The following is a 20,573-nucleotide window of genomic DNA, read 5'->3' as shown; positions in this document are numbered from 1 at the left end:
CCACTTAAGATCGTGCGGAAATAACATATTGTTGTGTTGTTGGTTTTAATAAAGCATCAAAAACAATCGGTTCAAACAAAGGGTGAATGTTTAAATAGGCTTGAATGCTTAAACATAAGGCTCCCATATTATGACCATCGAGCAACATCTCTACTTTAATTTGTCTTAACCTGGATTCATGAGCTGCAATAGACTGCTCAATCGATTGACAAATTTTGTCTCGATCGTTTGGATTAGCTGTAGATAAACCAACAAAATCGATAATCCCAAATTGCAAAATAGATTTTTTTGCTAAAGGAAAATCATCAATTAAATCATCCAATTTAGCCATGCGGCTATTGAGTAAATCCTCGAGATCAGAGGCAATAGATTCCCGTAGTTGTTGAAGCGATATTCCCTGATAATTTTTCTCAGTTTCAGGCAATAAACGCTCAAATAAAGTTGTTCTAAAACCATATGGATATAATTGATCTAGATTCATATTTTTCTTATTTATTAATATAATTATTTCATTGAGAAATAGAGGCCAACATCGGTTAGCCACTATTTTTATCACCCAATTATGCAGCGTAAGATGCTGTATTATTTGAAAGTGACCATTTCTTAGTGACTGCACCTTTTTGTGTGCCGTTAATATCTTGTTGATTATAAGTCCACTCTACTGCTGCATATTTCAAACCGAATGATTCAGTAGGTACACCTTCTTCATTTACATGTGGCGTTACGCTTGATACAAGAACATGTTTTAGTTTTATTTGAAGATATTTAATACGTTTATCACCATTTGCGCGATAAAAATCGATTTGAACTTCATCAAAGGTATAACCGGCTGAACAAGCTTCCCAAAGTTTTGGACTGGTTGCATCCAGATCTTTAACAAACAGCATATCTGAATGTTCAACACGTTCAGCAGTATGACCACCAACACTTGAAGATGTTGCAGATTTTGGTTGGCGGATATTGTGCGCCCAAGAGTTCACTTCTAGCCAATCTTTATGCTCTGAGTCACGAGATTCGCCATCAACTTTATATTTCCCTCGAAATTGTACGTATATATCTTTCATTTTTATAAATTTTCCTATTTTAATTTTAAGTTATTATAAATTGCACTCTGATTAATGAGAGGACTGAGGTAACTCAGTTACAAGTCGTAAAGAAACTGACAACTCATCCAATTGAAAATGTGGTCTTAAAAAAACCACAGACTTGTAGTGTCCAGGTTGAGCTGGGTTCTCTACAACTTTTACTGAAGCCTCACGAAGCGGATATTGTGCTTTCGCTTCTTGCGAGGCTCCATCGTCTAACAAAACGTATTGCGATAACCACTCATTTAAAAATGCTTCAACATTTCCAGCAGAGGCAAAACTACCGACTTTGTCACGCATCATGGCTTTTAAATAATGGGCAATACGAGAAACCGCCATAATATATTGAATCTGGCTAGATAAAGCAGAATTGGCATTTGCGGTATCGCTATCATATTTCTTCGGTTTTTGAGTCGATTGTGCGCCGAAGAAAGCGGCATAGTCTGTATTTTTACAATGCACCAGCGGAATAAAGCCTAAATCACTGAGTTCTTTTTCACGACGGTCGGTAATGGCAATTTCAGTTGGACATTTAAAAACAACTTCACCATCATGGGTTTTAAAAGTATGCACCGGTAAACCTTCAACCAAGCCCCCACCTTCAACACCACGAATGGCTGCACACCAACCATGCATATCAAAAGCATTGGTTAAGCGTGTTGCAAATGCATAGGCCGCATTCATCCATAAATATTCATCATGGTTTTGACCAGAAACTTCTTCTACGAAGTTAAATCCTTCAGTTGCAGTACCCTCTTTAGGATGATATGGCAGACGACCTAATACGCGTGGCATGGTTAATGCGACATAGCGTGCATCATCACTTTCACGGAATGAACGCCATTGCACATATTCAACCGTTTCAAAAATTTTAGAAACATCACGTGGCCGATCAATGTCAGTAAAAGATTCAAGTCCAAGCATATTAGGACTTGCCGCTGAAATAAATGGCGCATGTGCCGCAGCTGCAACATGAGAAATTTGCTCCAACAAATACATATCTGATGGTGTGCGATCAAATTCAAAATCACCAATTAAAGTTGCATATGGTGCACCACCAAATGAACCATATTCTTCTTCATAGATTTTTTTAAACAATGTGCTTTGGTCAAAATCTGTCGCACCCTGAAAATCTTTGGTCAGTTCTTTTTTGGTCGTATTGAGCATACGAATTTTAATTAAAGAATGTGAGGGTGTTTCCTGGCAGAAATAATATAAACCACGCCATGTAGATTCAATTTTTTGAAATTGTTCATGATGAATAATTTTGCTTAACTGGTTTGAAATTAAGGCATCAATTTCTGCAATTCGTTTATCAAGCGACAAAGTCATGTTTTCAGAAACGGTAATCGTTCCTGCCATGACTTCTTTGGCTAATTCGCCAATCAAGCTTTTTGCGCGGTCATGTTCTTCACCATTACGGGCAATACGGCTTTGCTCCACAATAGAGTCCAGCAAAGTAAATTCTTCAACATCGGTATTGGTCGCATGAGCAGTTTGCAAATTATTCATGTCCTGCCTCCGCACTTAATTTACGTACTTGATCGGTATTTTGTAAAACTTCATCTAATAAATCTTCAAGACTTTCATTATTCGAAATTTTGTTGCGTAAATCGGTTAAACGCTCCCGTGCTTCAACCAATTTACGTAAAGGATCAACTTGCTGTACTACATTTTCCGGACGGAAATCTTGCATTGAGTTAAAAGTTAAATCGACTGACATACGTCCGCCTTCTTCAGTTAACGTGTTTTCGACCTGAAAAGTTGCCCGGGGCGCAAGTGATAGAATAACTTCATCAATATTATCCAAATCAACATTAATGAATTTCTTATCTTTTAATTTCGTTTTTTCTAGTTCAGATGCCGCCGAAAAATCACCTAATACCCCAATGACAAAGGGTAATTCTTTTACCTCTTTACCCTCACCCACTTCTACATCGTAGGTCAGTTGGACACGGGGTGGACGAATTCGCTGTAATTTCTTTTGCACACTTTCACATTTAGTCATGGATGTTGTCCTATTTTAGTTTTTATTAAATGAAGCAAATGGGCTTGAACCAGAAGTTGTCGTATTGCCATTTTTTGATTTGGTTGCTGCTATCGTGTTTCGTGTAGGTGCTTTCACTGTTTTGGGTTGTGCATTGATATTTTTTGGGTGATTCACCTGAGTGGTTTTATAAGCCGAACGGTTCAAGGAAGCACTTTTATTGAAAGTGGTTTTTGAGATTTTTTTTTGTTTAATAGACGTATCCGTAATGGCCTGAGTCTTGGATGTATCAGGTTCAGGTAATGAGAGATGAATATGATCCGACAATTTTTTAGCTGCGGGATAAGTCGTTTGTGCATTCAAATAACGTACTTCATTAGAACGCATAAGCTGCAAATAACTCTCGGCAATACCTACCCCTGCAAGAAAAGCAACATCCGTAAGAGCAGTACGTTGAACATTTTGTTGACTTAAACTTTCAATCAACTGTAATGCTTTCAGATTCTTCCCAAGTTGTTGATATTTTTGTGCAGCTTGAATCAATAATTCATTTTGCAAGGCAATATTTTTCTTATTCTTTTTATCGCATATCTGGCTATAAATATTGAGTAAGTCTTGGTCAGTTTCGCCAGTAACTAAAGGATAATCTTTCATACACCCTTTTTTTAGTTCGACCGGCTTTTGATTAGCAAAAGTAAATTGACTCACCGAGATCATTACAATCAAGGGGATAAAAAATATATTTTTATTCAAAAGATGCCTCTAGATTATTCTAATTTTAAATTTTATTGTTTATCTGAGTTAAATCATATTCCGTGATTTTCTCAATTTAGCTTAATTTTTATGACTTCAAATCAACGTTGCGAATTTAACAAAAAATAACCACTTCAAGTCAACAGGAAATTAACAGTAACCTGCACCATTTGTCATGATTTATTGTTTATTTATGTAAAAGCACCTAATTTTTATCAAATATTTTTTAACATTTCGAAAGAAATGTGTAGAATGTGCCAGATGCTTTAACACATAAAAACATAAAACATTGTTTTTAATAATAAATTTATAAATATAAGTTCTGATCAATTCAGGATTGAAATAAAAATAAAAAATGATTGTTCTTTTAGAATGTTGAGTGACATATGAATAATTTAAAAATTTTGATCACAAAATTATCTTCCTGTGCCCGCCTGGCACTGGAAAAATCTGCGAATACGTGTATTTCTCAACACAATTATGAAATAGAAATTGAACATTTCTTTTTAGAACTTCTACAGAATGCTTCAAAAAATGATTTACAGTTGTTATTAGAAAAATACAAAATTTCTACTGATGGTTTAATTGATGATTTAAAAAACAGTATTTCACAATTACCTAAAGGCAATGCACGAACCCCTATTTTTGCAAAATCAATTGTACGTCTATTAGAACAAGCTTGGTTGTTGGCTTCGGCAGAACAAAAACCACTCATTCGTAGTGGGCATCTACTGGTCGCATTATTGACTACATCTGATCTTTATCAAATTGCAGTCCGTGCTTCCAGTTTATTTGCATTGTTCCCGATTGATACCATGAAACATAAGTTCTTAGAGGTATGTTCACACAGCGTTGAGCAAGAATATGAACAAAATGAACATCTTCAAGATGCAACAATATACCAACAGCAATTAGAACAAACATCGAAAAAAACACCTGCTCTGGATCAATACACTATTAACTTAACTGAAAAAGCAAAAAATGGTGCGATTGACCCTGTGATTGGCCGTGAGTTTGAAATTCGCTTGATGCTGGATATTTTAATGCGCCGTCGTCAGAACAATCCGATTTTAACGGGTGAACCTGGAGTCGGAAAAACCGCAGTCGTGGAAGGTTTAGCCCTTAAAATAGCCAAAAATCAAGTTCCTTCTGCCCTAAAAAATGTACATATACATACACTTGATATGGGGCTGTTACAGGCAGGAGCCAGTGTTAAAGGTGACTTTGAAAACCGTTTAAAACAAGTCATTCAGGAAATTCAAAGCTTAAGCCACCCCATTATTCTATTTATTGATGAAGCACATACCTTAATTGGTGCGGGTGGTCAGGCGGGTCAAAATGATGCGGCCAATTTACTCAAACCCGCTTTGGCTCGCGGTGAATTACGAACTATTGCGGCAACGACTTGGGCGGAATATAAGCAATATTTTGAAAAGGATGCTGCATTAAGTCGTCGCTTTCAGGTAATAAAAGTTGAAGAGCCAACGGAAGCTGTAGCAATTGAGATGCTACGCGCCATGATTCCTGTAATGACCAAGCATTTTAATCTGCAAATTGATGATGAAGCGATTGTTACAGCAGTACATTCTTCACATCGTTATATGAGTGGTCGTCAACTCCCGGATAAAGCGATGAGCGTACTTGATACTGCAACCGCTCGTGTGGCACTCACGCAGAATGCTCAACCAGTCAAGCTAGACCAACTCCAAGCGCAACTGCATAATTTAAATCTTGAACGCGATATTTTGGAAAACGAGCATAAAAATCTACCTATTCATCATGAACGTTTAGAAGCGTTAGGTCTGAACATTGAATTCCTTGCATCTGAAATTATAACTACAGAACAACAATGGCAATCTGAACTTAAACTTGTTCAAAACATTCAAGCGCTTGAACACAAAGATCAGTTAGTTGAATATTCAGATCAAAATACACGCACGATTTCAGCCCTTCGTCAGCAATTGGCTGAGATCCAAGGAGTATCCCCCTTGGTTTATGAATGCGTAAATGCACAAATAATTAATGAAATTATTTCAGACTGGACCGGTATTCCTGTAGGGAAAATGGTCAATGATGAAATTAAACAGATTCTGACTTTAGAAGAAAAGTTGGCTGAACGCGTCATGGGACAAGACTATGCATTACAGCAACTGGTTCAGGGCATCAAAACTTCGAAAGCAAAACTAGAAGATCCCAATAAGCCCCAAGGTGTATTTTTATTGGTGGGTCCAAGTGGCGTAGGTAAAACTGAAACAGCTTTAGCTCTTGTTCATGAATTATATGGGGGTGAGTCTCACTTGATTACGATCAATATGTCTGAATATCAGGAAGCGCATACGATTTCATCGCTTAAAGGTGCTCCTCCTGGTTATGTCGGATATGGTCAAGGAGGTATTTTAACCGAAGCGGTACGCCGTAATCCCTATAGTGTTGTCTTGCTTGATGAAATTGAAAAAGCACATCGGGATGTTCAGGAATTGTTTTATCAGGTTTTTGATAAAGGCATGCTTGAAGATGGTGAAGGTCGTTTAATTGATTTTAAAAACACCACAATCCTGTTGACGTCTAATGCAGGCTCAAGTGCCATCATGCAAGCCTGCTTGAACTTACCTGTTGAGGAATGGCCAACGGCAGAAGAATTAATCGATCATTTGAAGCCAAGTTTATATCAACAGTTTAAACCGGCATTTTTAGGTCGTATGCGTATTATTCCTTATTTTCCTTTACATGATGAATTGCTGCTACGCATTATCAAACATAAATTGGGCAAAATTACTGCACGTTTAGAACAACAATACACAACCCAAGTTATCTATAGTGAAGATCTGATTGAATTACTACTCAGCCGTTGCACCGAAGTGGATAGTGGCGCACGCAATGTTGATAACATCCTGAATGCATCGGTATTGCCTGCTTTAGCCACACAGATTTTAGTTTGCCTGGCAGAACAGAAGCTACCTAAACAAATCTATATTGATGTTCAGAATGATGAAATTGTTTATCAACTTGACCCTGTTGCAAAAACCACAAAAAACGTATGAAGAAAACCAAAGTTATAGAAGCATAATTTTAAAAAACTTTAAAAAAATGAGAAAGGCACAACATGAGTTTAGAACTCGAAGCATTATTAAAAGAAATTTCAGATGAAGCCCCGTGCGGGATTGATTGTTCATTTTCCAATGAGTTTCATGCCATTAAGAAAGCAAAAACTCAGGATGACCTGCTGTTAGATCAGGGTGATTGGATTGCTGATCCCAAGCAGGCCGATTGGAACTTTGTAAATGTCAAAGCAACTGAATTGTTGACTGAGAAAACTAAAGATATTCGGCTATATACCTGGTTGATTGAAGCATGGTCAAATCTGTATGGTTTTGAAGGTGTAGCCAAAGGTTTGGAATTAACTCAACGGAGCTTAAGTAACTTCTGGATATTGTTGCATCCCGAAATTGAAGAGAATGATCTGGATCAACGTCTGGGTCTGCTGCAAGGACTGAGTAATCAATTGCCAGTTTTAATTAAACATATTCCTGTGGTGAATGCGTCACCTTTTTATTCTTTAATTGATTATGAGGCTTTATTACATCAACAAAATTTACGCCGTAAACATAGTGAAGAGCATGAAGATATTCAGGTGAATGCATCTACTGAGCAATTTGAACAAGCACTGTTTAATAGCTCTAAATCTTTTCAATCTCAGAATTATCAGTCATTTCTAGAAATTTTGAAACAGTGGAATATTTTAAAAGATATACTGGATGGCTTAATGGGGCTAGACGCTCCAAGTTTTGCTGCCATAGATTCACAACTGGAATCTATTCATAACAATCTGAAAAAAATATATAAAACCGATGCCTTTAGTTTACAAGCAACTGAAATAAGTCAGCCCTATTCTGTTTCAGAAACAATGAAATCTGCTAGACCCACTCAAACCTCTCTTGATTTGGCAGCGACAATGACAACAACCAGTCAGCAAGATTTTCAACTACAGTCTCAAAATCATTTGGCAAATCGACAACAAGCCATGCAAGTCTTACAAGAAATTGCTGATTATTTTCAAGCCAATGAACCGCATAGTCCGGTGAGTTATATGCTGCAAAAAACCATTAAATGGAGCCAGATTCCGTTACATGAATGGCTAAGCCAAGTCATAAAAAATGAAAATCCATTAGAAACTGTACATGAGCTTTTAGGTGTACAAAAAAATAATCATGACACAAATAACGATTGGTAAATTAAATGTTTAAAGCTGAAAAAATTCTTTGGGGCGAAGGCTTGTTTTTACGTCCACAACATTTTCAATTACAGGATGCCTATCATGAACAGCGCTTGAATCATACGATTCGTTCGACCATTCCTTTTGCTTATGGTGTGCAATCAATTCAGTTTGATGAAGTGCAATTAAGCACTCATGTCCTGGCTTTAGAAAAAGTGAATATGATTTGGCAAGATGGTGATATTTACCAGGCACCTGCTCGTGACTTATTGCCCCAACCCATTCAGCTGGATGAGTTAAATTTACGTGGTGAAGTGATGGTTTATTTGGCCTTACCAATGATTTAGCCAAATAAACGTAATGTAGCGTTTGAAGCAAGTACCCAGCCTAGTCGCTATCATTCACACCTTACTGAAACACATGATTTGTTTACCGATGCCACTACAGCAGATATTACGTTATTACGACGCCGTGCCGAATTTAAATTATTTGAATCCAGTATTGAGCCGAATCACGAATTGGATGGCTTTTTATATTTACCTGTAGCGAAAGTTAAACGTCAAAGTTCTGGAAATTTTGAATTAGACCGTAAGTTTATTCCACCAATTTTGCATATTGAAGCATGCGAAACGCTGATTTCTGGTTTAAAACGTACCTTGAATGTAATTAAAGCCAAGATTAAAACCATTCAAAGTAACAATCGTGAAAATGAGCAAAAACTGATTGAATTCCGTTCAGGCGATATTGTCTCTTTTTGGTTGGTCAATGCCTTGAATACTGCACATGCCACCCTGAATCATCTGTTGCAGTATCCGCATATTCATCCGGAACGATTGTTCTTTGAATTATTACGCTTAACCGGATCATTACTGACTTTCTCTACAGCATACGAAGTTGATCAATTGCCGCAGTATAAACATCATCATTTGCAAGAGAGCTTTTCCCAGTTAGATGTCATTTTACGTGACTTACTCGATACTATTATTTCCAATCGCTATATCAGCATTGCCTTAAAAGAAGTCCGTCCATCTTATTGGATTGGAAGTCTGGAGTCCGACAAAATTACCCGTGATACGCGACTTTATATCGCAGTTTCTAGTGGCATGATGCAAAGCCATGAACTGGTTCAGTTGGTACCACTGCGTTTTAAAGTCGGCAATACCGTGGATGTTGAACAGCGTGTAGTTGCCGCTCTTCCGGTCATTCCTTTACATCACTTAATGCAGGTACCAACTGCAATTCCAGTGCGTTCCGGTGTGAGCTATTTCGAAATTGAACCGAATAATGAACTATATCAACGGATGCTAGAAGCGGAATCGATTTGTATTTATACCTCTGCAGGATTTCAAGATATTTCGATTGAGCTGATTGCAGTGATGCAATAGTTAAGGATCATTACAATGACTATAAATAATCATGCACCTTCACTATTTGAGAATGGGCAAATTGGGAGGGGTTTGAACCCAACTACAACTCAATCTAAAGTCACCAGTGCGACTAATCTTGTCGATTTATTACATGACGGTTTCTATATTGTTTTTTTACTCAAGAATCAATATGTCCCCGTCAATGCAGATGAATTCCGTGACAAGATCTTGAATCTGTTAAACCACTTTGAAAATCAGGCGCGAAAGCTTCAATTTTCAGCAGATGATATTCATGATGCCAAATATGCCTATTGCGCATTACTGGATGAAACTATTGTCACACAACAAGATGTACAATTTTTTGAGTTGCAGAATCACTGGATGATTAGTCCATTACAGTTAAGTCTTTTTGGTTCACAACTGGCTGGCTATCGTTTTTTTGAAATCCTAGAATCACTTCGTAGTCACGGTAAAGAACGACAGGCGGCACTGGAAGTCTTTCATTACTGCATGCTGCTGGGTTTTCATGGAAAATTCAGAATTGAGTCTATACAAAATTTAAGTCATCTAGTGGCACGTGTTGGAGATGAAATTGACTTTTTAAAAGGCAAAAAAACCGCCTTTTCTCCATTTTCAGCCTTGCCCGATCAAATTAAGCACATTATTCACCGCGAATTGCCATTTTTTTGGATTTTAATCTTTCTGGCAATTTTTGCCTTACTGTCATTTATTGGCTTAAATCTTATGCTTTCAAATCAAAATAATAAATCATTGGCAGCTTACCAAAACATTATTAGTCCATCTGCTGAACAAGCATATATCACCATTCATTTACCATAAAGAAAATAAAAAATGGCAAAAGAAAAACAGACTTCTTTAAGAATATTACGGTCCACAAAAATCTACCCGCATCGTATGGAATTTGAGGAAAATCCGGTTGAACTTCCTCAATCTCAATCGGATGAATTAAGTAAAGCATTTATACATCAAGGTCAATCCAAGCCTGTGGCAAAAAGCCAAAATAAAACACCAGTAGTAGCCAAAGAAACCGCCGTGGCTCCATGATTCTTACTATCTTTATTTGTTTCATATGGATAGCTTGCAGCCTGGCGTTGTTATTTTCTTATGAATTACGCGCTAAAGTACAGCAGTATTTTTTGGTGCTTATTCCTCAAAGCAAGAAGCAATTACATTCTATCCGGCAATTTACTCAACAGTTAAATGCTGCCGCAGCTCCTGAACAGATCCAGTCGCATTGGCATTTACAGCAATGGTGGATTCTGGTTGCCGGCTTTTTTCTATTTGCCAGTATCTTGATTTTTGCTTTTACCCACCCTATTAGTCCGACCAAAATTGAAGCCGATTATTTAAGAGATGTAGATCCTCAAATTTATGCTTTGCTTGAGGGACAAATGCTTTCACCTCCGCCAGAAGTGGAAGACTCATTAGTTGAAGAAGCCATTATTGCTGCGACGAATATTGAGTCTGCTCAGCCCAGTATTCAGGCAGAGGTATTTAATCCAAATATTGAAGATGTTCATATGCAGCATTCACATGCTGATCTGACCTCGGCTGATCGCAAGTGGCACAAAATGAATCCACGTTATAAACAGCGTTTACTGATGGTGTTTAAAATAATGCAGGAACGTCATGGTTATGAAATAGTGTTATTAGAGGGTTATCGCGCAGTCCCGAGCGTCAAAATTCCTTGGCCGGTAATAGCAATATTACCCGTGCCAGAGGTTTTCAAAGTTATCATCAATTTGGTTTAGCTGCCGATCTTGCCTTTAAGCGCAATGGCAAAGTGGTTATTTCTGAACGTGACTCATGGGTAATGCAAGGCTACCAATTATATGGAGCAGTTGCAGAATCGGTAGGTTTGACTTGGGGTGGCCGCTGGAAATCCATTCAGGATTATGGTCATACAGAATATCGTATGCCAGGACTTAGAAAAACTGCTGAAATGGCTGAACAACTCACCTCTGAAGGTCAACTGCTAGCAAATAATATAAATTAATTTACAGTAGCAGCTGAATTAAATTTAGCTGCTACTTTCGATATTTGAAACTAGTTTAAGTATTTATTCATTTCATCAATGACTTGTTGAGTTTTCTCTGCATGCAACCAATGCCCGGCCTCTTCTATCACGACAATTTTGGCATGGGGAAATTGCTGCTGGATCGCAGCAAAATGTTCATTTTTACTTATATATGCAGATTTACCGCCACGAATAAACAATGCTTCTTTTTGCCAAGGCTGAATCACATCCCAATCGATAATATCCGGATAATGGTTAAATAAGGCTTCAATATTAAATAGCCATTGTCCCTTGTTAAAGGATTTCATTAAAAATTGAATCACCATTTCTTCGCGCAAATATTCACGCATGATCTGCATCGCTTGTTGTCGGCTTTCAATCTGCGCATTTTGTACCGCAAACAAGGCTTTAAAAATTTGATCGTGATGACTTTCTTGATATGCAAATGGCGCCATATCCAGAACGACCAATTGTTCTAAACGCTCCCCTGCGCTATTCGCCAATTGCATGGCAATTTTTCCACCCATCGAATGACCAATCACAGAGAATTTTTGAATATTTAAAGCATCCAGTGTTTCCAGAATATCTTGTGCCATCACGGCATAATTCATTTCGAGTGAATGGGCTGACTGTCCATGATTACGGACATCAATTTGAATCACTGAATGTGACTCATAATATGCGCGTGCCAGCATACCCAAATTACTTAAACTGCCAAAAAGACCATGAATAAATACCAGCGGTGTTTTTTCTGTAGCATTTTCATTAAGGTACATTTGATGATTGAGAATCATGAATTTCTTTCATTACTTTTTTAGATGGAGATATGTTTATTGATAATTGAGATTTAATCAATTGCCATTTTAAAAAATGTATTATTGCTTAGGCTATTTGGGGATTATAAAAATGGACATAAAAATATTCCTCCTCCTCTACAAGATCATTCAACTTTGGATAATTTTTAAAATCAAGAAATACACGCGGTTAAATTTATAACAATATATTTAAAAACATATATTTATATTCGTAATCTTACAGGATTGATTCTTAGCTATATTTAGACCTTTCTATAAAATTGGCAATTTTAGATAGTGAATGCCATTTGCTTCAGTTTTTGGAAATTTCCCGCCTCTCATATTGATCTGGATTGCAGGTAAAATCAGTTTAGGCATAGACAAAGTGGCATTACGGCGGTTTCGTATCTCAATGAATTCGGCTTTTGATATACTCTCATTAAGGTGAATATTGGTATTTTTTTGCTTGGCAATACCACTTTCACAGCAATATTCCTGACGCTCTTTGAGTAAATAATCATGACAGAGGAAAACCCGGATATTTTCATCTAATTGATAGAGCTTTTTGACTAAATCAGCAGCACTACCCTTCGGAAAAATCATAGCGAGCTGTTCCATAGTTCGGTATAAGGTATTCTCCGACAAATACCGCATCACCAATCACATAGCCTTAGACAAGCAGATGTATGCCCTGGCGTTGGGATGTTATAAGCTGCCAATTCACCAATTCTAAACTGTTCGCCATCTTCAAATAAATGATCAAATAATTGATGTGCATTTAAGTACTTGAGGTCCAAGTTATAAATTGAACCAAACGTTTCCTGCACAATCGCAATCTTTTTGCTCATTGTGATTTTACTACCTAATTTTTTTAAATACTGCGATGTTGTGAGATGGTTTGGATGAATATTAGTTTCTAAAACTAATTCTATGCTTAGGCTATTTTGATGTATATAATTGATAATCTGATCTGCATGCGTAGTCTTTGTTATCGATGACGGCGCATCATAATCCCCAAAACACTATCGATATACGTCTTACACGGCGTAGTAATCTAAAGTACGGTTAAATCTTGTTTAATTTATTGCAGATCTTTTAGAAATCCAGACTGATCCCACTCACTACGTCTCCTAATACATCAATTAAATCACTGCCTACTTCTGCTGCCAAATCAAATATATCTAATCCTGAAGTCACATCGGTATTGTTATTCTTGTCTTGTTGCTCTTGCTCAATCTATTGTACTTCAAGATCTACATCTTTTGTTTCTATTTTTTCAGAAGGTTGAATATTTTCCATTTTTATCTAAGCCTTTGTTATTGATTTCGTAGTTATTATTCAGTTTTATAAACTACATCTTATAATATACACAATGTTATTTTTTAAAGATAATCTTTAGAATTTTTTATTCTGCTGCGAAATCCTTAAGGACTTTTTCTGCAAACCACCATGGCAATTGCTGAACATCAGGATTCATTTTCAAAGTTTCTGCAGATTGAATTTCCGCAATAAATGCTGCCTTTTCACCATTGGAAGAGTTGTCAAACAAATAAGTTCGATCACTAGCATCTACAGCCTGCATGAGTAAGTCCATACTACGGTAATAGCGTTCAACAATCTTTTGTTCCGGTACAGGATGTCCACCCACACTGACCCGATATTTAACTCGAGCAATATTAATCATCGGATCAACAGTCGACACATAGTACAAATAGGTTTTAAAACCCTGTCGTTTGGCTTCTTGTAGAAATTCCACTTTGGAAATATGCGACATCACCGTTTCAAAAGTAAAACTGATCTTTAAGCGTAAAAATTCCAGGCGAATATAATCAATAATACGTGCACAGAGATAGGAATCAATTTCCGAAGTATCAAACAGAATGTTCCCACCATCTAATAGAACAGGCTCAGTTGTTAGTAAAGGAATCAACTGTCCAGCATGCGGACGTTTTTTCTGTTTTAGGAAATCAATTAAAGCTTGTGCTTTTAAATCAGGATGATAAGCCATCAAATCCAGTTGATAGCTCGCCTTAAGGTTTTGTTCTAATTCATCGGCATTTAAATAAGCCCCAATATGATGGGGCAATAAATATTCTTTGACTGTACTCTTTCCAGATCCATTAGGACCGGCAAACATCCTTATTCTTGGTTGAGGCATTCAGTTATACAGCTGCCTCTTGTTTTCTCTTGCGTTTTAAGACTTTAGGAAGATGATCAACGCTCACATAAGCCTGAGATAAGTCATGAATCACGGTTTCTTGTCCATTGACTTCGCGTTGTAGCAGTTGCTGTTCTTTTGCGTAAACGACCGTCGCTACCGAACATGCTTTATCAAAGGCATGACGGAATGCATGTATAGCAAGTTTAGGAATCATATCATCCTCATATTTGCCTGCTTTCATGATGGTATAAGCTGTCATGGAACAACTCCCGTTACACAAGGTCTATTTCTATCTCATATTAACATAGTACAAATAATTGTCTATTTATACACCAACATAGAAATGTAACGAATGAGCAGATGGATTCAAAATTTAATCACGCGGTTTCATTCAAAGCGATTAAGTGACTTAGTGTGACTTATAGAATCACTTTAATCATTCCAGAAGTATTTTTAGAAGTCTTAATCCATATTTTAAACATTGTGACTTTTAGATCCAGATACTTAAAAAATAAAAGCCACTTATATAGTGGCTTTTATCGTCAATGAGAACAGCTTACTTTTATTTAAGCCTAAGGTTAGTCTTCTTTCCATACATCTTCATAATCTTCACGATCAATCATAAAGCGGAAACCTTCAGCCAAAGCCAGGTACGGAAGTACTTCAGGCAAAATATCCTGTAACTCTCGAACAGTCATGGTTTGAAAAAAATCTTGACCCTCACCCAGTTCTCCACCATAGATGAACCAAGCAACATTTTCTTCTGTTTCAGGCTTTTTACGAATCCCGACAATCGGTTCTTGATTTAATGTCTCTACCGCAACTGCAACAACATCATCACCACTCACTTTGATATAAGCAGAATCAAATTCCTCACACAATAGCTTTTGCTCTGCAATTAATTCTTCTAAGGGAGATTTCTGGTTCATGGCTTATACCTTGGTAAATTGAGCGGAATAGTGCATTTTATCCTAGATCATAAATAGGTAGGCAATCTTTTTATTTTCAGTGTTTTTTGTTAATCTTGAAAAAGTTACAAATTCAAGAAACAATAATGAAACTTAAAGATCAAGAGATAATAGAACATAGTCACGGCGGCAGACGTAAAAATGCCGGGCGAAAAACCCAATATCAAGAAAAAACGGTGGTCATGCGTGTGCCAGAGTCTAAAGTGCTGGAAATTAAAGCATGGCTACAGCCCAAGCCTGAAGATGATCGCATCAAAAACATTGAACTGCATCCAATTCAAATCCGAACACAATTAGATATTCCTTATCCCCTTGAATCGGTTGCCGCAGGTTTTCCGTCTCCTGCTCAAGATTACACAGAAGACTTTATCGACTTAAATGAATATTTGATTCATAACCCCCTCAGTACATTTGTATTGCGGGTAAATTCTTTGTCGATGAAAAATGCAGGTATAGACATAGACGACCAGATTCTAATTGATCGTAGCTTAAATGCGGAACACGGCGATATCGTTTTAGCTTTAATCAATAATGAGTTCACCGTAAAACGGCTGATGAAAGAAAAACAAAACAATGCTCCAGCTAAGATCTGGTTAAAAGCAGAAAATCCGGAATATCCGGATATTTATTTACATAGTGAAGATCAATTAATTATTTGGGGAGTAGTGACCTGTATTTTAAAAAAATTACGCTAATAAAATTATATAAGTGCAATAAAAACCGGTCTTTTTCTTTATCAATGAAAGACTCTAGTAAAATACTCAGTGTTTCATTGCAGCAAAGCAGCAAACATTTACAGATAGACAAAAGCCCCAAGATCATCTTGGGGCTTTTTGTTTAACACTTAGCGTTGCTGAGGATTTTTTTGCTGCTGTTGATTAGGTTGTTGCTGTTGTTGCTTACCAGTTTGTTGCTGCTGTTGTTGCTGTTTGTCACTTTGTGGGTTGTGTTGCTGTTGTTGACGTTGATTTTCGTTTTGTTGATTCGGTTGTTGATTAGCCATTTTCATATCCATCCTTTAATTGTTAGGGATATGCCGTACTAATTACGACTCTTACTAATCTAAAGGATATTTCCGTTTCACCAACCCCCAAACTGTATCGACTTAATTCATTGTAATATTCAAAATATTAATCTATTGATTTGTAGTAAGTAACCCTTGCATGGTTTTACGCTATTAACCGGAATTACACTGAAGCTTACACGAGGTTAAACCTCCTCATCTGATGCCCTATTGATTATTCACAATTTTTTTAATTTGAGTTTTTTTAAACATCTCTTTATTCTTAACTTGATAACGTTACAAAATCAAGATTAAAAATAATGAAAGAACAACTGTTTGCTTTAATAGATATTAATAACTGCTATGTGAGCTGTGAACGCGTATTTAACCCGCAGCTGAATAGAAAACCTGTGGTTGTACTCTCCAACAACGATGGTTGTGTGGTTTCCCGCAGTAATGAAGCCAAGGCTTTAAACATTGGCATGGCGATTCCATGGTACGAAATTGAGAAAGAAGCTTTGCAGGCGGGTGTAAAAGTATTTTCAAGTAATTATGCTTTATATGGGGATATGTCACGGCGCTTCTTTTTAATCCTAGAGCAATACTTCCATATAGATGATCTGGAACCTTATTCAATAGATGAATGCTTTATCCGGTTAACGCCTTATGCAAAAAATCTGGATATTCAACAATATTGCCGTGATTTGATCAGCACCATTGATCAATGGATTGGCCTACCCTGTTGTATTGGAGTTGGCGCGACTAAAACCCAAGCCAAACTGGCGAATCATTTTGCGAAAAAAAGAACCTGTTTTAAGTCACTGTGCTTTTTACCTGATTTAGATTTATGCAGTTATGAGAGCTTGCTTCAAGAAACACCTGTAGCAGATGTTTGGGGTATTGGTCGCAAAATCAGCAAACAACTTCAAGATTATGAAATTTATAATAGCTATGACTTAACTTTTGCCAATGAACAGCATCTAGCCAAGCAGTTCTCGGTGGTCATTGCACGCACCATTCGTGAGCTAAAAGGTCAATCCTGTATTGCCCTGGATGACCCGGCAATCCATTCAAAAAGAATCCTGTCCTCCCGCAGCTTTGCTTCAGCCTTAAGCGAAAAGTCCATCATAAAACAAGCTGTTACTTTCCATGTAAACCGTGCTTATAAACGCTTAACTGCACAACAGCAACTTTGTGCGTGTGTGCATGTGGCGCTGTATGAAAAAATACCCAACCCACCCTATAAAAAGAGCACCTCCCATGCATTGGGTCTGGAATATGCAACTGATGATTTACTCACTTTAAACCACGCAGCATTAAAGCAAATAGATGTTTTATTTAAAGAAAATAAAAAGTATGTCAAAGTTGAAGTTATGCTTACTGCACTGCATTCCAAACAACAGCATATTCATGACTTATGGCAGCCATTAGAACTGATTCAACAGCGTGATAATTTGATGCAAACCTTATTAGAAATGAAGCAACGCTACGGCGCCGATTGCATACAAGTCGGTTACCATTCCGCCAGTCAAGCATGGCAAATGAAACAACATCACCGGTCTCCACGTTACACGACCTGTTGGCAAGAACTTCTGACCATCCATGATTCAGCAATGGCTGTTACAGAAAATAAATGAGCTGTTTTGGTCAATTCAGTTTACAATGTAAAAAATAGTAATAATTATAAAAAATGTCATTTTTTAACATTGCCAATTCCTTGCAAAGTTTCCATTATATAGCTCAGTTTTGACACATAGCTTCCGCATTGATTCAAACAGTTCATAATAAGAATGTGGAAATATATGCCATAATACGCAAACTTTGCTGACATCTTGCAGGGTAAAATTGCAAACTTATAATTGGAGCAAGCTGAATGAGCTCGACCATTTTGGTTATTCATGGACCGAATCTAAATTTGTTAGGAAAGCGAGAACCTGAAGTTTACGGATATCTCACCCTAGAAGATATTAACAAGAAGCTCATCGCTCAAGCTCAAAATTCATCTCTTTCGTTAGACACTTTCCAAAGTAACTGGGAAGGTGCAATTGTAGATCGAATTCATCAAGCCCAGCAAGAAGGCGTACAGTTCATCATTATCAATCCTGCAGCATTGACACATACTTCTGTTGCAGTACGCGATGCCCTTCTTGGTGTCGCAATCCCTTTTATTGAGGTTCATTTGTCGAATGTGCATGCTCGTGAAGCATTTAGACATCATTCATATTTATCCGATAAAGCCGTTGGCGTAATTTGCGGTTTAGGTGCTCAAGGCTATGCCGCAGCACTGGATTATGCCATCGAAAAAATTCAACTTTCTACGCAATCATAATTAGGAATACTGTCTCATGGATATCCGTAAAATCAAGAAACTCATCGACCTGATGATTGAATCTGACTTACAAGCGATAGAAGTTAAAGAAGGTGATCAATCCATCGCCTTAACTCGTCGCAATCCAGTGGTTGCAGCAGGTGTTCCAACCATGCCTACAGCTGTAGCAGCACCTGTTGCAAAAACGCCACGTGGCGCTGTAGAAACTTCACCAATGGTTGGTGTGTTCTATGCTGCACAAAGCCCTGGTGAAGCACCATTTGTTAAAGTGGGTCAAACCATCTCTGCAGGCGACACTTTAGGCATCATTGAAGCCATGAAAATCATGAACCCGATTGAAGCAACTCAAAGCGGTGTGGTTGAAGAAATTCTGGTTAAAAATGGTGAAGTCATTCAGTTTGGTCAACCACTTTTCCGCTATCGCGCGTAAAACCACGGGGATTTATAATGTTGCAAAAGGTGTTAATTGCAAACCGTGGTGAAATTGCTTTACGCATCACCCGCGCTTGCAAAACTTTAGGAATTAAAACGGTTGGTATTTATTCCGATGCCGATAAAGACCTCATGCACCTTCGCTTTGTGGATGAAGCAGTGTGTATAGGTCCGGGTGCAAGTAGTGAAAGCTATTTGAATATTCCAGCCATTATTACTGCTGCTGAAATCACTGGTGCAGATGCCATCCATCCGGGTTATGGCTTCTTGTCTGAAAATGCCGAATTTGCGGAAATTGTCGAAAATTCAGGTTTTATCTTCATTGGCCCACGTCCAGAACATATTCGCTTAATGGGGAACAAAGTTTCTGCCATTATTGCAATGAAAAAAGCTGGTGTACCAACCGTTCCAGGCTGTGACCATGCTGTAACCATTCACAATGCCCTTGCTGAAGCAAAAGAAATTGGCTTTCCGCTGATTGTTAAAGCGGCATCAGGTGGTGGTGGTCGTGGTATGCGTATTGTTGAACGCGTCGATACCTTACTTGAATCTGTTCAGGCTGCACAGCGTGATGCTGAAATGTGGTTTGGTGATGATACCGTTTACATGGAACGTTTCCTGCAAAAACCTCGCCATGTTGAAGTGCAGGTTTTGGCAGATGGTAATGGTCATGCAATTCACCTGTATGATCGCGACTGTTCTTTACAACGTCGCCATCAAAAAGTATTAGAAGAAGCACCTGCTCCAGGCTTACCGGAACAGGCGCGTGCCGATATTTTAGAAGCCTGTGTCAATGCATGTAAACTTATGCAATACCGTGGTGCCGGTACATTCGAGTTCTTGTTTGAAGATGATGAATTCTTCTTCATTGAAATGAATACCCGTGTTCAGGTTGAGCATCCAGTGACAGAAATGGTGACTGGTATCGACATTATTGAACAGCAACTGCTGATTGCGGGCGGTCTTGGTCTTAACATTGAACAAGCTGATGTTGAATGTCATGGTCATGCGATGGAATGCCGTATTAATGCGGAAGATCCAAGCAACTTCCTGCCATCTCCTGGGAAAATTGAGCATTATTATGCTCCAGGTGGTGCGGGTATTCGCTTAGATTCTCATATCTATCAAGGCTATAGTATTCCACCTTACTATGACTCAATGATTGCAAAACTCATTGCCCATGGTAAAGATCGTAAAACTTGTATTGCGCGTATGAAACAAGCATTAGAAGAAATGATCTTAACTGGAGTTAAGACCAATATTCCTTTACATAGGGATTTAATTCTGGAAGATGAGAATTTCTGCGATCAAGCTATGGATATTCATTATCTTGAAAAGCATTTGCTGCAAAAATTAGAAGGTCAGCAAAAAGAAGCTTCTTAATACGGACTTCTTAAATAAAAAAACCGCTCTTAATGAGCGGTTTTTTTATATCTGAATTTT

General features: G+C 37.7%; 19 protein-coding genes and 3 pseudogenes. 11 read left to right on the top strand and 11 right to left on the bottom strand.

Going from position 1 to position 20,573, the window contains the following annotated elements; translation table 11 throughout:
• Nucleotides 1-4: 4 nt before the first annotated feature.
• From tssE to HLH18_RS04790, 5 genes are all read right to left on the bottom strand, one after another.
• Nucleotides 5-481: a type VI secretion system baseplate subunit TssE gene (gene tssE / locus HLH18_RS04810; protein ID WP_171545966.1), complete on the bottom strand. Its 477-nt coding sequence runs from the start codon at nucleotides 479-481 to the stop codon at nucleotides 5-7.
• Between the two features lie 79 nt (nucleotides 482-560).
• Complete coding sequence (locus HLH18_RS04805; RefSeq protein ID WP_086193152.1) at nucleotides 561-1,064, bottom strand: Hcp family type VI secretion system effector; 504 nt, start codon at nucleotides 1,062-1,064, stop codon at nucleotides 561-563.
• A 51-nt stretch (nucleotides 1,065-1,115) separates the two neighbouring features.
• Nucleotides 1,116-2,597 (bottom strand): type VI secretion system contractile sheath large subunit, encoded by a 1,482-nt coding sequence (gene tssC, locus HLH18_RS04800; RefSeq protein ID WP_171545960.1) that lies wholly within the window; start codon nucleotides 2,595-2,597, stop codon nucleotides 1,116-1,118.
• The gene (tssB, locus tag HLH18_RS04795) at nucleotides 2,590-3,093 is read right to left on the bottom strand and encodes a type VI secretion system contractile sheath small subunit (RefSeq protein ID WP_171545959.1); all 504 of its coding nucleotides are present in this window, start codon (nucleotides 3,091-3,093) and stop codon (nucleotides 2,590-2,592) included. Before tssB ends, tssC begins: the two co-directional genes overlap by 8 nt.
• 15 nt (nucleotides 3,094-3,108) lie before the next feature.
• Nucleotides 3,109-3,726, bottom strand: a complete 618-nt coding sequence (locus HLH18_RS04790) for a hypothetical protein (RefSeq protein WP_171545958.1) — start codon at nucleotides 3,724-3,726, stop codon at nucleotides 3,109-3,111.
• A gap of 485 nt (nucleotides 3,727-4,211) precedes the next feature.
• Between HLH18_RS04790 and tssH the strand changes: the two genes are divergently transcribed.
• The 6 genes and pseudogenes from tssH (at nucleotide 4,212) to HLH18_RS04760 (ending at nucleotide 11,422) form a co-directional block, all read left to right on the top strand.
• Entirely contained in the window at nucleotides 4,212-6,866 is a 2,655-nt protein-coding gene (tssH, locus tag HLH18_RS04785) for a type VI secretion system ATPase TssH (protein WP_171545957.1), read from the top strand.
• A 62-nt stretch (nucleotides 6,867-6,928) separates the two neighbouring features.
• On the top strand, nucleotides 6,929-8,056 hold the full coding sequence (gene tssA / locus HLH18_RS04780) for a type VI secretion system protein TssA (RefSeq protein WP_171545956.1): 1,128 nt from the start codon (nucleotides 6,929-6,931) through the stop codon (nucleotides 8,054-8,056).
• Between the two features lie 5 nt (nucleotides 8,057-8,061).
• Nucleotides 8,062-9,423: pseudogene (gene tssK / locus HLH18_RS04775) on the top strand (type VI secretion system baseplate subunit TssK).
• 15 nt (nucleotides 9,424-9,438) lie between these two features.
• On the top strand, nucleotides 9,439-10,245 hold the full coding sequence (gene icmH / locus HLH18_RS04770; RefSeq protein ID WP_171545955.1) for a type IVB secretion system protein IcmH/DotU: 807 nt from the start codon (nucleotides 9,439-9,441) through the stop codon (nucleotides 10,243-10,245).
• A 12-nt stretch (nucleotides 10,246-10,257) separates the two neighbouring features.
• Nucleotides 10,258-10,470, top strand: a complete 213-nt coding sequence (locus HLH18_RS04765; RefSeq protein WP_171545954.1) for a hypothetical protein — start codon at nucleotides 10,258-10,260, stop codon at nucleotides 10,468-10,470.
• Nucleotides 10,467-11,422 (top strand): annotated as a pseudogene (locus HLH18_RS04760) (M15 family metallopeptidase). The gene HLH18_RS04765 and the pseudogene HLH18_RS04760 overlap by 4 nt, the downstream one beginning before the upstream one ends.
• Nucleotides 11,423-11,472: 50 nt before the next feature.
• Here HLH18_RS04760 and HLH18_RS04755 read toward each other — a convergent pair.
• From HLH18_RS04755 to HLH18_RS04735, 5 genes and pseudogenes are all read right to left on the bottom strand, one after another.
• On the bottom strand, nucleotides 11,473-12,237 hold the full coding sequence (locus HLH18_RS04755; RefSeq protein ID WP_171545953.1) for an alpha/beta fold hydrolase: 765 nt from the start codon (nucleotides 12,235-12,237) through the stop codon (nucleotides 11,473-11,475).
• A gap of 273 nt (nucleotides 12,238-12,510) precedes the next feature.
• Nucleotides 12,511-13,291: pseudogene (locus HLH18_RS15945) on the bottom strand (MBL fold metallo-hydrolase).
• A gap of 351 nt (nucleotides 13,292-13,642) precedes the next feature.
• Nucleotides 13,643-14,395: an ATPase gene (locus HLH18_RS04745; RefSeq protein ID WP_171545952.1), complete on the bottom strand. Its 753-nt coding sequence runs from the start codon at nucleotides 14,393-14,395 to the stop codon at nucleotides 13,643-13,645.
• A gap of 4 nt (nucleotides 14,396-14,399) precedes the next feature.
• Nucleotides 14,400-14,657, bottom strand: a complete 258-nt coding sequence (locus tag HLH18_RS04740; RefSeq protein WP_171545951.1) for a hypothetical protein — start codon at nucleotides 14,655-14,657, stop codon at nucleotides 14,400-14,402.
• 319 nt (nucleotides 14,658-14,976) lie between these two features.
• Nucleotides 14,977-15,327: an immunity protein Imm33 domain-containing protein gene (locus HLH18_RS04735; protein WP_067724283.1), complete on the bottom strand. Its 351-nt coding sequence runs from the start codon at nucleotides 15,325-15,327 to the stop codon at nucleotides 14,977-14,979.
• 125 nt (nucleotides 15,328-15,452) lie between these two features.
• Here HLH18_RS04735 and HLH18_RS04730 point away from each other — a divergent pair, with 125 nt between their 5' ends.
• Entirely contained in the window at nucleotides 15,453-16,061 is a 609-nt protein-coding gene (locus HLH18_RS04730) for a LexA family protein (protein WP_171545950.1), read from the top strand.
• Between the two features lie 149 nt (nucleotides 16,062-16,210).
• On the opposite strand, the gene HLH18_RS04725 is transcribed toward HLH18_RS04730, so the two are convergent.
• On the bottom strand, nucleotides 16,211-16,369 hold the full coding sequence (locus tag HLH18_RS04725; protein ID WP_165541349.1) for a hypothetical protein: 159 nt from the start codon (nucleotides 16,367-16,369) through the stop codon (nucleotides 16,211-16,213).
• A 320-nt stretch (nucleotides 16,370-16,689) separates the two neighbouring features.
• Here HLH18_RS04725 and HLH18_RS04720 point away from each other — a divergent pair, with 320 nt between their 5' ends.
• The 4 genes from HLH18_RS04720 to accC all read left to right on the top strand — a co-directional run bounded on the left by HLH18_RS04720 (nucleotide 16,690) and on the right by accC (nucleotide 20,513).
• Complete coding sequence (locus HLH18_RS04720) at nucleotides 16,690-18,006, top strand: Y-family DNA polymerase (RefSeq protein WP_171545949.1); 1,317 nt, start codon at nucleotides 16,690-16,692, stop codon at nucleotides 18,004-18,006.
• Nucleotides 18,007-18,242: 236 nt separating this feature from the next.
• Nucleotides 18,243-18,698: a type II 3-dehydroquinate dehydratase gene (gene aroQ, locus HLH18_RS04715; protein ID WP_067724286.1), complete on the top strand. Its 456-nt coding sequence runs from the start codon at nucleotides 18,243-18,245 to the stop codon at nucleotides 18,696-18,698.
• 16 nt (nucleotides 18,699-18,714) lie between these two features.
• Nucleotides 18,715-19,128, top strand: coding sequence for an acetyl-CoA carboxylase biotin carboxyl carrier protein (locus tag HLH18_RS04710; protein WP_131292152.1), 414 nt, complete (start codon nucleotides 18,715-18,717; stop codon nucleotides 19,126-19,128).
• 17 nt (nucleotides 19,129-19,145) lie between these two features.
• On the top strand, nucleotides 19,146-20,513 hold the full coding sequence (gene accC, locus HLH18_RS04705; RefSeq protein WP_171529934.1) for an acetyl-CoA carboxylase biotin carboxylase subunit: 1,368 nt from the start codon (nucleotides 19,146-19,148) through the stop codon (nucleotides 20,511-20,513).
• Nucleotides 20,514-20,573: the final 60 nt, after the last annotated feature.

The organism is Acinetobacter sp. ANC 5414 (assembly GCF_013004295.1).
Taxonomy (GTDB): Bacteria; Pseudomonadota; Gammaproteobacteria; order Pseudomonadales; family Moraxellaceae; genus Acinetobacter.
This window is presented reverse-complemented; position numbering and strand designations above follow the sequence as displayed.